The following is a 13641-nucleotide window of genomic DNA, read 5'->3' as shown; positions in this document are numbered from 1 at the left end:
GGCAGCGTGGCACGTCGTGGTCCACGGACCGGCGTGAGGGCTACCACGGGGCGGACCGTCGAGGACTGATCGGCGGGCACCCGCCCGGTGTGGCCCTCACCTGCGCCCTCGTGGCCAGCGCTGTCCTGGCATGCGTGCTGGTCCTGACGGCGATGACCGTCTCGCTTCCGGGCGCCATCCGGCCGGGCACGCTGGAGGGGCAACTCGAGGTCGCGGCGTGCGCGTTCGCGCTGCTGGTCGCCGTGCTCTGCCACCTGCGCTGGCGCCTTGTTGGCGACGCCGCGGCGGCCTGGCTCATGCCGGCGATGACGCTGTGGGCGATCACCGCCGTCGCCGACGCCTTGCTGCTGTCGACGGACCTGCTGGCCGGCGACGCGATCCGCTGGCTCCGATGGGGCGCTCTGCTCACCGCCCTCTCACTGGCATACCGGGGCGTGGCCGCGCCGGTCGTCGACGCGCGGATCCGGCCCCAGCAGTTGGTGGTCGCGGCCGCCATGTCCGTGCTCGCCACAGCTGGCCTCGGCATGACGGTGATGGCGTTCCTCGAGCGGCCTGTCCCGATGGAGGGCGGCTTCGTCGACGGCGTGCTTGCCTGTGCCTGGACCGCGGTCGGCGTCGCCTACGTCCGGCGGGGCAGGCGCGAGGGACGGGCCTTCCTCGGCTGGATCGGTCTTCTGCTCCTGCTCTTTGCCTACGGCCACCTGGTAGCCGTGGTGCCTGCCTCCTCACGCTTCCTCGCCGACGTTGGTAGCCGCTTCCTCGAGGTCGCGGGCCTGCTCGCTGCCGTGACCGGTGCGACCGCGGCGCTCGCGCAGGCCTACTTCGACCAGAGCGGCCGCCTGCTGGAAGCGGAGACGAAGAAGCGCACCGCCGAGGCTCGCTTCGAGGCTGACCTCGCGAAGGAGGTCGAGAGGGCGCACGAGGCCCGCAACGCGCTGGCTGCCATCGAGGGGGCCACGCGAGCGTTGCAGGCGTACTCCGACCAGCTCCAGCCCGATGACCGTGATGCGCTTTCCACCGCGGTCAGTGCTGAGATCGCCCGCTTGCAGGAGCTCGTCGGCCGGCCGGTCCGCACCAACACGACCGGCCGCTTTCGCGTCGCCGAGGCCATCGCGGCCGTCGTCACCTGCCAGCGCTCGCTCGGTGCATGGATCTCCGTCGACGTCCCCGACGACCTCGTCGCCGTTGGCAACCCCACCGACACCGCCGAGGTCGTGCAGAACCTGCTGCGGAACGCACACCGCTATGGCGACGGGAAGGTGACGGTCGCTGCGACACTCGATGACGACCGCGTGGTCATCCGCGTGAGCGACCAGGGGCCGGGCATCGACACCGAGGACCGCGAGCGAATTTTCGAGCGGGGCGTGCGTGGTCGGGCCGGTGCGGCACACGAAGGAAGCGGTCTGGGCCTGTACGTCTCCGCTCAACTGATGTCGGAGCAGGGCGGCGAGCTCCGACTGGAGGATGACCAGCCGGCGACCGGCGCTTGCTTCGCGGTCGTGCTTCCCGGGTTCGTCGAGCGCACCGCGTCGTCAGCTCGCCCCGTGGACGGTGTCGGAGGCCAGGTCGATGACGAGCTCGAGCAGGTCGCTGAGGTCGCCGCTGCCGCGCACCTCTTCCTCGTCTCCGCGACGCAGGACGCGGACCGGGCGGCCGTCCTCACCGAGCACCACGACACTGCGCGCGACCAACTCGCGCGGTAGCGCTTCGTTGACGACGGCGACGTCGAAGTGGCGCGTGTCGCGGGGGGCACGCCGGCGCTCGGGCACGGGGCACACCATCGCGTCCAGGGCCTGCTCGCGCAGGGCGACGCACAGCGCATCGCCCAGTACCCGTGGGCTGACGCGCACCAGGATCTGCGCCTCGACCGGCGAAGTGTTCATGCGAACCCTCCGCCCTCACCATAGAGTCGCAACCACCGGCGGTCCGGGACGATCGTCGGGAAGCTGGGGGTGACATGGAGCCGACCGGGGCACGGCCGCGGGTCGTCGTCGTCGACGATCATGGACTGCTCGCGCAGAGCCTGCGGTTCGCCTTGCAGGCCAACGACATGCGGGTCGTCATCTGCGACGAACTGACCGAGGAGGCCATCGTCGGCGCCGTGACGGAGGACGAGACGGACGTCGTCCTGCTCGACCTCGACATCGGTGGCGAGCTCGGCACCAGCCTGTCCCTGATTCCTCGGCTGTCGGAGCTGGGTGCGCGTGTGGTCATGCTCACCGGGGTCACCGACCGGCCGCGCCTGGGCGCCTGCGTCGAGGCCGGCGCGGTCGGGGTCGTCGGGAAGTCGCAGCCGTTCGACGAATTGGTCGACGCGGTGAAAACGGTCCTGGCGGACGGGACGCTGCTGACCCCGGGGCAACGCGAAGCGCTGATCGACGACTTCACCGAACATCGTGCGCGGGAGAACGAACGGCTGGCGGTCTTCGAGCGGCTGACGCCGAAGGAGGCCTACGTGCTCCGGTCCCTCATGGACGGCGCGACGGCCGACCAGATCGCCAAGGAGGCGGTGGTGTCCATGGCGACCGTCCGCACCCAGATCCGGTCGGTGCTGGCGAAGCTGGGCGTGAACTCGCAGCTCTCTGCGGTCGCGCTGGCCCGCAAGGCGGGTTGGGACGAGACGTCCGGCTGATCCCCCGTCGATCCTCCGGGCGGTCACTCCCCCGCCAGACGGTCGTCGACAAGCCTCTCCCGCAGGTACTCCCCTGCTGTGTCGAAGCGGTAGTGCAAGAAGTCCTTGCGGAACTCCAGGTCCACCATGGCCGGCCCGCCGCGGTTCTTCTCCACGCTGAACACCACGTAGTGGTGGAACGTCTCGGCCCGCAGCGGGTCGTACGCCAGGTGGGCCTTGGCCACGGCGTGGTGCTTGTCGTTGAGCAGGACCGCGACATCGCACTCGTACGCGAGCGCGGACGAGCCACGCAGGTGGTGCAATCGCAGGCGTCCCGAGCGCAACCCGTCCCAGTCGGCCGCGACCAGCGCCATCACGGCCATCCGGCGGCGCATGGCGAGGTCCTTCAGTGCCTGTGTCACGAGCGTGACGTGTTCGTGCTCGTCGGCCACGGGCGACGGCGTCGCGACCCGCTGCAGGTAGTCGACGACGAGGAGGTCACCGGCGTCGGCGTGGCGGTCGAGGATGGCTTCGATCGCCGTGACGTCCGTCTCGCTGCCGCTGCCCCGCACGAGGAGCAGACGATCGCTGTAGAGGTCGAGGCGTGAGAACGCCTTCGCGGCGATCGGTTCCGACGTGATGACGTCCCTGAGCGACCGGAAGCCTGCGGTGGCGTCGATCAGCACGCGTGCCAGCCGGTCGCTGTCGACGGCGTGGTCGGCGTCGGCGATCTCCGCCACTTCCAGCGCGAGCAGTCTGCCGAGCATCGTGGCCTGGTCGTGCTCGAACGAGACGTACACGCACGTGCGTCCGTCGAGCGCGGCCCGGCGGGCCATCTGCAGGGCGGCGACCGTCTTGCCCACACCCGGCGAGCCACCCAACAGCGCGAGATCCGTCGGGCGCAGCCCACCACCGAGGACGCGGTCGAGGACGTCGAAACCCGTGCGGGTCGGCGTGGCGTGCCGCTGGCCGGGGCCGGGCGCGACGGACAGCGCATCGTGCGCCGCCTCGCGGACGGAGCGCACCAGCCCGTCGGTCAGCGTTCCGACGACTGGCTCGGGCAAAAGGGTCATCATGTCCCCCTGCGGTGCTAGGAGAAGGCGCCGCCCTCGCCGAACAGTGTCCGACTCATCTGGATGGCCGCTGGGCCGAGGATCACGATGAACAGCGTCGGCAGGATGCAGAGGATCAGCGGAAAGATGATCTTCACCGGAATCTTCATCGCCCGTTCTTCGGCGCGCTGGCGGCGCTTGACCCGCTGCTCGGCCGCCTGCGTGCGCAGTACGTCGGCCACCGGGATGCCGTACGACTCGGCCTGGACGACCGCCAGCACGAAGTGGCGCAGGTCTGCTTGCTCGGTGCGGTCGGCGAGGTTGCGCAGCGCTTTGGCCCGCGGCACGCCGATCTGCACCTCCTGCAGTGTGCGCACCAATTCCTCGGCCAACGGCCCTTGACCTGTCCGGCCGGCACGCGCCATTGCTGCCTCGAAGCCGAGTCCAGCCTCTACGGCGATCGTCATCTGATCCAGCGTGTCGGGAAGCGCTCGCGCGATGGCGTCTCGGCGTTCCATCCCACGGCTGTGGAGCAACAGGTCCGGCGTGAAATAGCCTAGCGCTACCAACCCGCCCCACAACAGCAGCCACAATAGAGTCCTGTTGCCAGCGAAGAGCCAGAAGCCCAGCAGAAGGCCCACCGCTCCGAGGACGATTTTCGCAACGAGCACACGCTCGATCGTCCATTCGACAGGTCGTCCTGCCAGCATCAAGCGGTGTTCGAGGGATTCGAACCAACCGACGGGTGTGAGTCGGCGTGCGAACCGGGCAAGGCCGCCCATCAGGGGCTGCGCACGCACCTGCGCGGACTGTTGCAGCACGGCGGCGCGCAGATCGGTGGAGCCACCCATCAGCACGCTGCGGTCGACCAACTTGTTCGCGCGCGCGCCGGCTACCGACCACCAGAGCAGCGGCACGGACAGTGCGATCGCCGCTGCCGAGAGGTAGACCGTGAGTGGCATGACCTGCTCCTAGAACTCAAGCTTAACGACGCTTCGCAACCAGAAGATGCCGGCAGTCATTAGGACTGCCGCTGTGCCCAGGAGCCCCCAACCGAGCAGCCCACCGTTCGTCAACTCGGCGATATAAGGGCGGTTCGTGAGGTAGATCATGAATCCCACGGCTACAGGAAGAAGCGCTAGCACCCACGCTGACAACCGGCCCTCGGCGCTGAGCGCCTTGACCTGGCGACGGATTTGGTTGCGCTCCCGAATCGTTCCAGCCACCGTGTCGAGTACTTCGGCCAAATCGCCACCGACCTCACGATGAATCTCGATGGCCTGTACGACCCACTCGAAGTCCTCGGACTGCATACGTCCGGCCATTGCGTGCAGTGCATCGGTGAAATCGCGTCCGAGACGGTTTTCCACCACCAGTCGTGAAAACTCCTGTGAGGAAGGGGAGTCGGCCTCCCGGGCGACCGCATCGACTGCTTGGAGGAAGCTGTAGCCGGCTCGCAGACTGCCCGACAGCAACTGGAGGGTGTCCCCGAGTTGATCGGCGAATTTCGCCTGACGTCGCGATGTCTTCGCCGAAACCACGAGACGCGCACCAACGGCCGCAGCGAGGGCCATGAGCGCACCGACCGGCAGGCCGTCAAGGTGCCAACCGACCGCTCCGGCGGTCACCATGACGCTGAATGTCAGGACGATGAACTCGCCGGGGCGGAGATCTATGCCAGCCCGCTCGAGTGCTGCGTTCAGTCCGGACTGATATCCGCGTCGTTCGAGGCTGCGCTCGGCCAGCATCGCGGCGCGGTTCGCGAACTCCCGACCGCTGCCGCCGCGCGCTCGGCGAGCGGCCCCCCACAGTTGCGCACGACGCTCCCGCGGCGCCAGCACGGTGGCCAGGATGACGGCGAGCGCGACGAACCAGAGCACTGCACCGCTGTACAGCAGCGGTCGGGCGTCGATGTCTGGTATCACGACGGACGGCACAGCGGGCTCAGCGACCGCGACCTCTGACTCCTCTTCGACCGGAGCGGGCAGGGCTGGCAGCTCGATCGTCCGACGGTCGACGGCTCTCTGGCCGCCCAACGCCAACTCGACCGCGATCTCCGTGTCGCCGGCGCTGTCCGAGCGGTAGTCCACGAGGTAGCGGTTGGTCAGCTCGGCGGCGAGCGCGTCGTAGATGGAGTTCAACGCTTCCTGGTCGTCGGCCTCTGCCCAGCTGCCTTGCGACGCTTCCGCCATGGCGGCGATCGACGTGTCGTCGGCATCCTCGGTCTTGTAGGCGATGCCACGCAGCGTGACGCCACCCGCCTCGAGCGCCGCCGTGACGGCGTCCAGTCCCGCTTCACTGACCGTGTCGGCACCGTCGGTGAGCAGCACTACCGCCTGCTTGGTCTCCGCAACGGGCTCTGGGAACGCGTCGATGGCCGCAAGGACGCCGTCGTACATGGCGGTGTTGCCGTTGGCGACGAGCGCGTCGATGGCCGCGTCGTGCTCGTCGTGCGTCGCCTCAAAGTCGGTGTGCAGCGTCACCTCGGAGGCGTAGCTCAGCACGGCGACCTTCGCGGCTTCCGGCAACTGGTCGAGGAACGAGGTCGCGGCCTCCTTGGCCTCGTTCATCGCGTCGATGCCCATGCTGCCGCTGGTGTCGATGACCAGGGCGACCTGCAGGTCAGAGCTCGAGGCCTGACGGACGCCGAGGACCTCGCGAGCTTCACCTTCTTCCCGGACGGTGAAGGCGTCCTCGAGCCCCTCCGCCCCAGCGGAAACGGGGACGGCGACCTCTACCCGCACATCTGGGAAGGCGTCGAGGCCGACGTCCCCGATCCGGATGGTGGCCGACTCCTGTGCCCCAGCCAACGATGCGGGCAGTGACATCAACGCGAGCAGCGCGCCGAGGAAGCCGAGCGGGCGTCTCATCGTCCCACCACGCCATGGGTGCTGAACGGGCCGTCGGCGTCGATCGGCGCCCCGAACACCAGCGCCGGGATCGGTATCCCGAACTGCTCCAGCGTCTCTGTGAAGCGTGGACGGATCCCGGTCGGCCGCTGGGTGCCGCGGAAGCGTCCGTCCTCGTCGATGCCGGCGCCGTAGTCGAACACGAACACGTCCTGGAGAGTGACGACCTGGCCCTCCATGCCGTGCACCTCGGTGACGTGGGTGATGCGGCGGCTGCCGTCACGAAGCCGGCTGATCTGCACGATCAGGTCGATGGCCGACGCGACCTGTTCCCGGATGGCCCGCACCGGCAGGTCGACGCCGGCCATCAGCACCATCGTCTCCAGTCGGGAGATCGCGTCACGCGGCGAGTTGGCGTGAACGGTGGACAGCGAGCCATCGTGGCCGGTGTTCATGGCCTGGAGCATGTCCAGTGCCTCACCACCACGCGTCTCACCGACGATGATCCGATCCGGCCGCATGCGCAGGGAGTTGCGGACCAGGTCACGGATGGTGATCTGGCCCTTGCCCTCGATATTGGGCGGGCGCGATTCGAGACGGACGACGTGCTCCTGGTGCAGTTGCAGTTCGACCGCGTCCTCGATGGTGACGATCCGCTCCTCCTCCGGGATGAACGAGGACAGCACGTTCAGTAGCGTCGTCTTGCCGGTACCGGTACCGCCGGAGACCAGCACGTTGAGGCGACCTCGCACGACGGCGTCCAGCAGCTGTGCCAGCGGGCCGGTCATTGTCCCGAAGCTGATCAGGTCATCGATGCCGTAGGGGTCCTTGGCGAACTTGCGGATCGTGAGCGACGGCCCGTCGACGGCCAGCGGCGGCACGATCGCGTTGACGCGCGACCCGTCGGGAAGTCGAGCGTCCACCATCGGCGACGATTCGTCGATGCGGCGTCCGACCTGGGAAACGATCCGTTCGATGATGCGGCGCAGGTGGTCCTCGGTCACGAACCGGGCCTCTGTGCGTTGCACGTGACCGGTGCGCTCGACGTAGATGTTCTCAGCGCCGTTGACCATCACCTCGGTGACAGTCTCGTCGTCGAGGAACGGCTGGATCGGGCCGTAGCCCAGGACGTCGTTGCTGACGTCGGCCGTCAGTCGCTGCCGCTCCTCGGCGGTCAGCGGGATCCGCTCGCCGTCGATGATCTCGCCGAGTTCCTGACGGACGAACGCCTGCAGCTGCTCGTCGCTGAGCGAGGAGTCGTAGAGCCGTGAGCCCAGGCGAGCGAACAGGGCCTGCTGCGCTCGTTGCTTGATCTGCAGGAGCGGGTCGACCTTCGGCGTCACCTCGGGCTTCGGGAGTGACGGCGGGGGCGGAACCGTCGGCGCGGACACGGCAGCCGCGCCGGCGCCGGCGGGCGAGTCCGGCGCGCCGGCGCCGTTGAGTCGCTGGCTGAGCTTCATCGTCCGCTCCTGCGCAGAAGGGAGAAGCCGCTCTGCTGCGGCTGTTCGGCGAACTTGTGGACCAGGCTGGTGAACTGCTTGGCCACCTGCGAGCGCGGCTCGGACTCGACCACGGGGCTGCCCTGGTTCATCGACAGCGGCACGACCCGCGAACTCGACACGGCCACGTCCACCGGCTGGCCGACGGTGGCCTCGACGTCCTTGATGTCCAGGCCGACCTTGGAATCGGCGCGGTTGATGACGAAGTGGCGGCGCTGGTGCGTCATCCCGAGTTGCTCCAGCGCGTCCACCTCCTTGCGGAGGCTGCGGACGCTCAGCACATCCATCGCGCACATCAGGATCAGGTCGGTCGAGACCTCCAGAACCGAGAGGGTGTGCTCCGTCAGACCTGCGCAGGTGTCGACCACGACGTAGCGGAACTCGCCGGCCAGCGTCTGGACGACGGCCTTGGCCTGCTCTGCGGTCACCAGTTCGCCCTCGGCCGGGGCGTCGGGACCACACAGAGCCCAGAGGCCTGACGGGTGGGCCGTCAGGAACGTCTTCAGGGTCATCGCGTCCTGGTGCCCAGGGGCGCGCACGGCGTCGACGATGCTGGTTTCCGGATTCATGCGCAGCGCGCTGCTGACGTCACCGAACTGCAGGTCGAGGTCGACGATCGCCACCTTGTTGGGCTCGGCCAGTGCCAGCCCGACCGCCAGGTTGCTGGCAAGGGTCGTCTTGCCCGAACCGCCCTTCGGGGACAACACGGTGATGATTCGGCCCGAAGGCGCGGCGTCCGGCACGCCGACGAGGTTGCGGCGGCGTCCCTCGGCGACGTGCAAGGCGCGATCGAACGCGGCGCGTACATCGGCGTCGACGGCGCTGGGGTCGAGGACGTCGCGGATGCCGGCCCGCATTGCCCGCTCCCACAGTGCCGGCTCGGTCTCGCTGATGAGCAGGACACTGATCTCCGGGCGGTCCTGCTCAAGCTGAGCCGCCATCGCCAGTGCGGTGTCAAGGTCGAGCCCCGGACCGATGGCGACGACATCAGGCTGCGCGTCGCTGAGTTGCCGGAGCAGCCCGTCGGGACTGACGGCCCCGAGCGCCGCGTCCCAGCGGCGCAGGTCGCCGTTTAGAAGTCCACCGAAGGCCTGCCGGACGCGCTGCTCATAGCCGGCGTGGGGGGTGGCGAGGAGGATGCGCAGGTCAGTCATTGTAGATGTTCCCCGGCGTCCGCAGGACGCTGCCGTCCTCGTCGGCGGTCTCCGGTTCGGCCGACAGCCAGACGGTGCCGTGCTCGGCGGTGAAGATCATTCGCTCGGCCTGCTCGACGCTGACGGCGAAGGTCACGAGAAGGTTGCCGGTGGGAGCGAGCTCGATCCGCCCACCCGACGCCCCCGAGGAAGCCTCGTCACCGGTGTTGTCGGGCGTCTGCGGGACCTGCTCCCATTGCACGCTCGTGACCAGCAGCTTGTGCAGGATCATCTTGGAGGTCTCGCTGAGACGCTGGCGGTAGTCCTCGTTCTCCGCCTCCGCGATCTGCTCGTCTTCACGTTTGTCGTTCAGGTCGAAGGAGGCGAAGATCCCGACGGTGTCCCCGGGCTTCACCTTCCCGCCCATGGCTCGGTGCGGTTCGAGGGACAGCGTCACTTCCTGCAGCCCCTCGGGCACCTCGATCTGCGATTCCTCCTCGAGTTGCGCCGGCGTGACGAAGCGCGGCCGCACCAGCTGCTCGCCGGCCACGAGGTCCACGGCCGCGACCTGCCCGTTGAGGGCATCGAGGTCGTCGATGCCACCGATAGCGCGAACCTTCTTCGGGACACGCTCCACCGCGACGTAGTCGCCGAGTGCCTCGGCCTCGGTGCCCCTCGGCACGTCCTCGCGGACGACCAGAACTTCGACGACCTCCTCCCCGGCGAGTGCTCGGTCCTCGGCCCCCCGCACGTATGCCACCAGAAGCCCAGTGCCGATCAACGCGAGCAGCACGGCCCCTACTACACCCAAGACCTTGCGAACCATGGTGATACTCCTAACCGGTCAGACCAATGACGTAAGCGCCGTAGTCCGGCGCACCCTCCACGGGTTCCTGGCCGAGGTCGTAGTAGGCGACGAATCGCCCACTGATGCAGCGATTCGGGTTGCCGCAGGGCACCACACCACCGGTGAGCGAGCCGCCGAACCTGAAGCCTGTGACCTCCAGGGCAGCGAACCCCAACACGTCGTACGTGGCGTTGCTACCAGTGCCCGTAACGTCCCCGAATACGGGCATGAGAACTGTCTGACCGATCAAGCCCGCGAAGAAGGCGCTCGTGCATCCCGTCGAACTTGCCGGCACAGGAGGCGAGTTGCCCGTGTCGCCTCCAACCTGCCCCAGAATCACATCGGCGGTGCATGTTCCGGAACCATTGGTGTCCAACCAGCCAAAGCCACCGGGATAGTCCTGACCGGCGGGCCCATCGCAGTCGTTTTCATCCGACGCGGAGGATGTGTGGTGGAATACCGTTAGGTTGGCGGTCGGCAATGCATCAATCCCGAGCCCGTTGGTGAACCGATCCCACTCACACCAGGAGAAGGCGAGCGGGACCGTGGACCCACCACCCATGCCGCCCCAGGCCGCAGTGGCAGTGGCACGAGCGAAGTATGTCTCCCTGCCAAGAAACTGCGCGAGGATCGAGTTGAGTGGCACTTCGCCATCGATGTTGCCGGAGCGCGTCACCACCCGGACGCTGTTGGAAGTCGGTTGTGTGAAGGACTCGACCCAAGCGCCACGACTGTTGTTGCTGTCGGCGAAGTCACGCGCAGCCACCTCTGCTGCTGCTGCACCATTACCGGACGCGAAATCCTGAGCGGCCGCAAGTGCAGCGGCATCGGCGCCATTCTGAAGGGCGCGGCGTTCCCAGAACAGATTTCCGACGTCAATGGCGATTGCGGCAACGCCGAGGAGCGTGACGATCAGGAGGGCGACGATGACCGTCACTGCGCCATCGTCTCGATTCAGCCGTTGCATCGCATTACCGCCCGACTTTGGAGGGGTCGTCCGTCCTCGGGCAGGAACACCCGCAGGAAGTAGTACTCGTAGGTTGCCGATGTCTGCATCACGGCTCGGCCAGCGGCGTTCGGGCACCCTGTCGGCGTGGCAGCGAATCCAGTCGCGCCCGGCGATGGCTGGAAGGCTGTCGTCGCTGCGGCTGCCCCGTCTCCGTCGCCGATGGCGAGAACCCTGACGCCCTCACGCGCGGCGTGCGTCAGGCTGAGTTGGGCGTTGAGCATCAACCCGAAGTCGATGATGCCGGCCACAATTGCCAGCAGGGGCAGCAGTACGAGCGCGAACTCTACGGCCGCGGCCCCCTCGTTGCGGTGCTTTCTTCCCCGCGATGTCATCCCCAGCCCATCCGCGACGAAAGATCTACGAAGATGCCCAGCACGGCCGTTCCTAAGGAGCGGACCGCGGCGATGATGGCGAGAGCGATGAGGCCCGCCATCAGGGAGTACTCGACGGCAGTCGCTCCCTCTTCGCGTTTCTCCAGCATCGTGACCTCGCTTGCATCGTGCCTATACAGGCAGGGCGGCGACACCTTGTCAGCCGCCCCGCCTAGATTCGAGCAATCTCAGGTGCCGGCGATGTCGTTGGCCACGCCATCGAACATCGTGTCGAGGTTGGTGCCGATCAGTCGCACGGCCCCGATGATGGCAACCGCGATGAGCGCGACCATGAGGCCGTATTCCACGGCCGTGGCACCCTCAACCCCGTCGCGCGTGCGCGCGACGAAGTTGTTGCGGGCGACGGCCAGCTTGATGAAGAGGTCCTGCGTCATGCTTGTCCATCTCCTGTGTAGCTTCCGACGCCCGCCTCACTGCTGACGTCGTCCTGCTGTCGGGAACTATCCGTTGCCCGCAGGATTGGCTCAATCGCCAAGATTGATGAACGGTCCGATACGCGGGTCCGACTGGATCGGGCGGCCCCAGCCTTGCCGACAATCCCGGCTGCCGGTCGCGTGTCCTCGCCGCGGCGAGATCGTTGTCCTCCTCAGGAACTCACTCACCTGGGAGGGGACATGACAAGGATCCGCGGCTACGCCGCTCTGGCCGTCGCGCCGCTGGTGCTGGCGACCTCACCGCTCGGGGCCACCGGCCTGGGGTCGACGCTGGACGACGTGACCGGCACCGTCGGTGGCGTCGTCGGCTTCACGGTCTCGATCGTCGAGGCGACGGCCGACACGCTGCTGCCGAGTCCGAACGTCACGCCGGTCGGCCTGTTGCCGGAGCCGTCGGTGATCTCGGTCGCGTTCGCCAGCGACGCACCGCTGATGTACGCATCCACGCTGACGGGCATCCGCACCTACGACATCAGCGACCCGCGGCTGCCGCGGCTGCTCGGTGCGGTGCCGATGGCGCTGTTCCAGAACGAGAACGTCAAGCTCGGCGAGCGCGCCGACGGCACCAAGTTCGTGCTCGTCGGCTTCGACAGCATCGGGGTCACACCGACCGAGGACCCGACCGACGTCGGCACCTACGACGAGATTGTGGTTGTCGACGTTACCGACCCGGCCTCGCCCTACATCCGCTCACGTGTGAACGTCGGCACGGACACCCACACCGTCGGCTGCGCCAACCGCGAGTGCACCCACGCCTACTCGTCCGGCCGCGGCGCCGCCTTCGACGTCGTGGACCTCACCGACCTCGACGACCCGGTTGTCCTCGACCAGGTCACCGGCCAGCCGATGGAGGGCAACGCGGCCTTCTCCACCGGCATCGGCCACGACTGGGACGTGGACGCCGACGAGGTGACGTGGTGGGTCGGCACCGGCGGCATCGTCGGCTACGACGTCACCGACCCCACCGCACCGGTCGTCCTCAACTCGTCGGACGTCCACGGCCGCGACCCGGCCTGGAACAACTTCATCTCCCACAACAGCCTGCGTCCGAATGCCGACGACTTCACCGGCCCGCGGCACCGTCCCGGCAAGGCCAACCCGAAGGGAAACGCGAAGGGCCATCGCGTGACTGACAGCGGCAGCCCGCACGTCGACCGCGGCAACGTGCTGCTGGTCACCGAAGAGGACTACATCGACACCACCTGCGCGTCGGAGGGCTCGTTCCAGACCTGGCACGTCCCCGACCTCGACCCGACCATCAACCCCGACGGCGTCCAGGACGGCGGCACGATCACGCCACTCGACCAGTGGAACACGGAACTGCTCGACACCGGCGTCAAGACGCCCGCCGGCGCGTTCTGCTCGGCCCACTACTTCGACTACCACCAGGACGGCTACGTCGCGCAGGGCTGGTACCAGCAGGGCCTGCGCATCCTCGACGTCAACGACCCGACCGAGATCCGCCAGGTCGGCTTCTGGATCACCGGCGTGCAGGAGACCTGGGGCGCGAAGTGGGTGCCCGAGTACGACGCCGACGGCCACCAGACGGGACGCAAGACCAACCTCGTCTACACCCAGGACCCGACCCGCGGCATGGAGATCCTCGAGGTCGACATGCCTGCCGAACGTGGCGCAGCCCCGGCGGTCACCGCACCGGTGCTGCAGTCGTGGCTGACCGTGAACGCCGATCTGGCCACCCGTGCGGCGGCCAGCCCGTTCGGCGGCGCCTGCGTCCTGCCGCCGGCCACCCGCAGCGACTGACGACGGATCCTCGTGGTGTCGGGCATTCGACGTCCGACACCACGAGGACGAGCC

13 protein-coding genes are annotated in these 13641 nt (G+C 68.0%); 3 read left to right on the top strand and 10 right to left on the bottom strand.

Annotated elements, in window-relative coordinates; all coding sequences use genetic code 11:
* Positions 1-110 precede the first annotated feature (110 nt).
* Both ACERM0_RS00395 and ACERM0_RS00390 read left to right on the top strand, forming a co-directional pair.
* Entirely contained in the window at positions 111-1703 is a 1593-nt protein-coding gene (locus ACERM0_RS00395; RefSeq protein ID WP_373676505.1) for a sensor histidine kinase, read from the top strand.
* Between the two features lie 254 nt (positions 1704-1957).
* Positions 1958-2632 carry a response regulator gene (locus tag ACERM0_RS00390; RefSeq protein WP_373676503.1) on the top strand — a complete coding sequence of 225 codons (675 nt, stop codon included), beginning with the start codon at positions 1958-1960 and terminating at the stop codon, positions 2630-2632.
* Positions 2633-2655: 23 nt separating this feature from the next.
* Here ACERM0_RS00390 and ACERM0_RS00385 read toward each other — a convergent pair whose 3' ends face one another.
* The 10 genes from ACERM0_RS00385 to ACERM0_RS00340 form a co-directional block, all read right to left on the bottom strand.
* Positions 2656-3684, bottom strand: a complete 1029-nt coding sequence (locus ACERM0_RS00385) for a DnaB-like helicase C-terminal domain-containing protein (protein WP_373676502.1) — start codon at positions 3682-3684, stop codon at positions 2656-2658.
* A gap of 17 nt (positions 3685-3701) precedes the next feature.
* A complete protein-coding gene (locus tag ACERM0_RS00380; RefSeq protein ID WP_373676501.1) occupies positions 3702-4625 on the bottom strand; it encodes a type II secretion system F family protein in 924 nt (307 codons plus the stop codon).
* A 9-nt stretch (positions 4626-4634) separates the two neighbouring features.
* Positions 4635-6533, bottom strand: coding sequence for a type II secretion system F family protein (locus ACERM0_RS00375; protein ID WP_373676500.1), 1899 nt, complete (start codon positions 6531-6533; stop codon positions 4635-4637).
* The gene (locus tag ACERM0_RS00370; RefSeq protein WP_373676499.1) at positions 6530-7972 is read right to left on the bottom strand and encodes a CpaF family protein; all 1443 of its coding nucleotides are present in this window, start codon (positions 7970-7972) and stop codon (positions 6530-6532) included. Before ACERM0_RS00370 ends, ACERM0_RS00375 begins: the two co-directional genes overlap by 4 nt.
* On the bottom strand, positions 7969-9165 hold the full coding sequence (locus ACERM0_RS00365) for a CpaE family protein (RefSeq protein WP_373676498.1): 1197 nt from the start codon (positions 9163-9165) through the stop codon (positions 7969-7971). The genes ACERM0_RS00370 and ACERM0_RS00365 overlap by 4 nt, the downstream gene beginning before the upstream one ends.
* Positions 9158-9970, bottom strand: coding sequence for a Flp pilus assembly protein CpaB (locus ACERM0_RS00360; RefSeq protein WP_373676497.1), 813 nt, complete (start codon positions 9968-9970; stop codon positions 9158-9160). Before ACERM0_RS00360 ends, ACERM0_RS00365 begins: the two co-directional genes overlap by 8 nt.
* Positions 9971-9980: 10 nt before the next feature.
* The gene (locus ACERM0_RS00355) at positions 9981-10928 is read right to left on the bottom strand and encodes a pilus assembly protein TadG-related protein (protein ID WP_373676496.1); all 948 of its coding nucleotides are present in this window, start codon (positions 10926-10928) and stop codon (positions 9981-9983) included.
* 17 nt (positions 10929-10945) lie between these two features.
* Positions 10946-11332, bottom strand: a complete 387-nt coding sequence (locus tag ACERM0_RS00350) for a TadE/TadG family type IV pilus assembly protein (RefSeq protein WP_373676495.1) — start codon at positions 11330-11332, stop codon at positions 10946-10948.
* On the bottom strand, positions 11329-11481 hold the full coding sequence (locus ACERM0_RS00345; protein ID WP_373676494.1) for a Flp family type IVb pilin: 153 nt from the start codon (positions 11479-11481) through the stop codon (positions 11329-11331). Before ACERM0_RS00345 ends, ACERM0_RS00350 begins: the two co-directional genes overlap by 4 nt.
* A gap of 78 nt (positions 11482-11559) precedes the next feature.
* Complete coding sequence (locus tag ACERM0_RS00340) at positions 11560-11766, bottom strand: Flp family type IVb pilin (RefSeq protein ID WP_373676493.1); 207 nt, start codon at positions 11764-11766, stop codon at positions 11560-11562.
* A gap of 240 nt (positions 11767-12006) precedes the next feature.
* Between ACERM0_RS00340 and ACERM0_RS00335 the strand changes: the two genes are divergently transcribed.
* On the top strand, positions 12007-13587 hold the full coding sequence (locus ACERM0_RS00335; RefSeq protein WP_373676492.1) for a hypothetical protein: 1581 nt from the start codon (positions 12007-12009) through the stop codon (positions 13585-13587).
* Positions 13588-13641 lie beyond the last annotated feature (54 nt).

This window comes from Egicoccus sp. AB-alg2, assembly GCF_041821065.1.
GTDB lineage: Bacteria > Actinomycetota > Nitriliruptoria > Nitriliruptorales > Nitriliruptoraceae > Egicoccus.
Note: the sequence above shows the minus strand (reverse complement) of the source record. Positions and strands in the feature narration are given on the sequence as shown.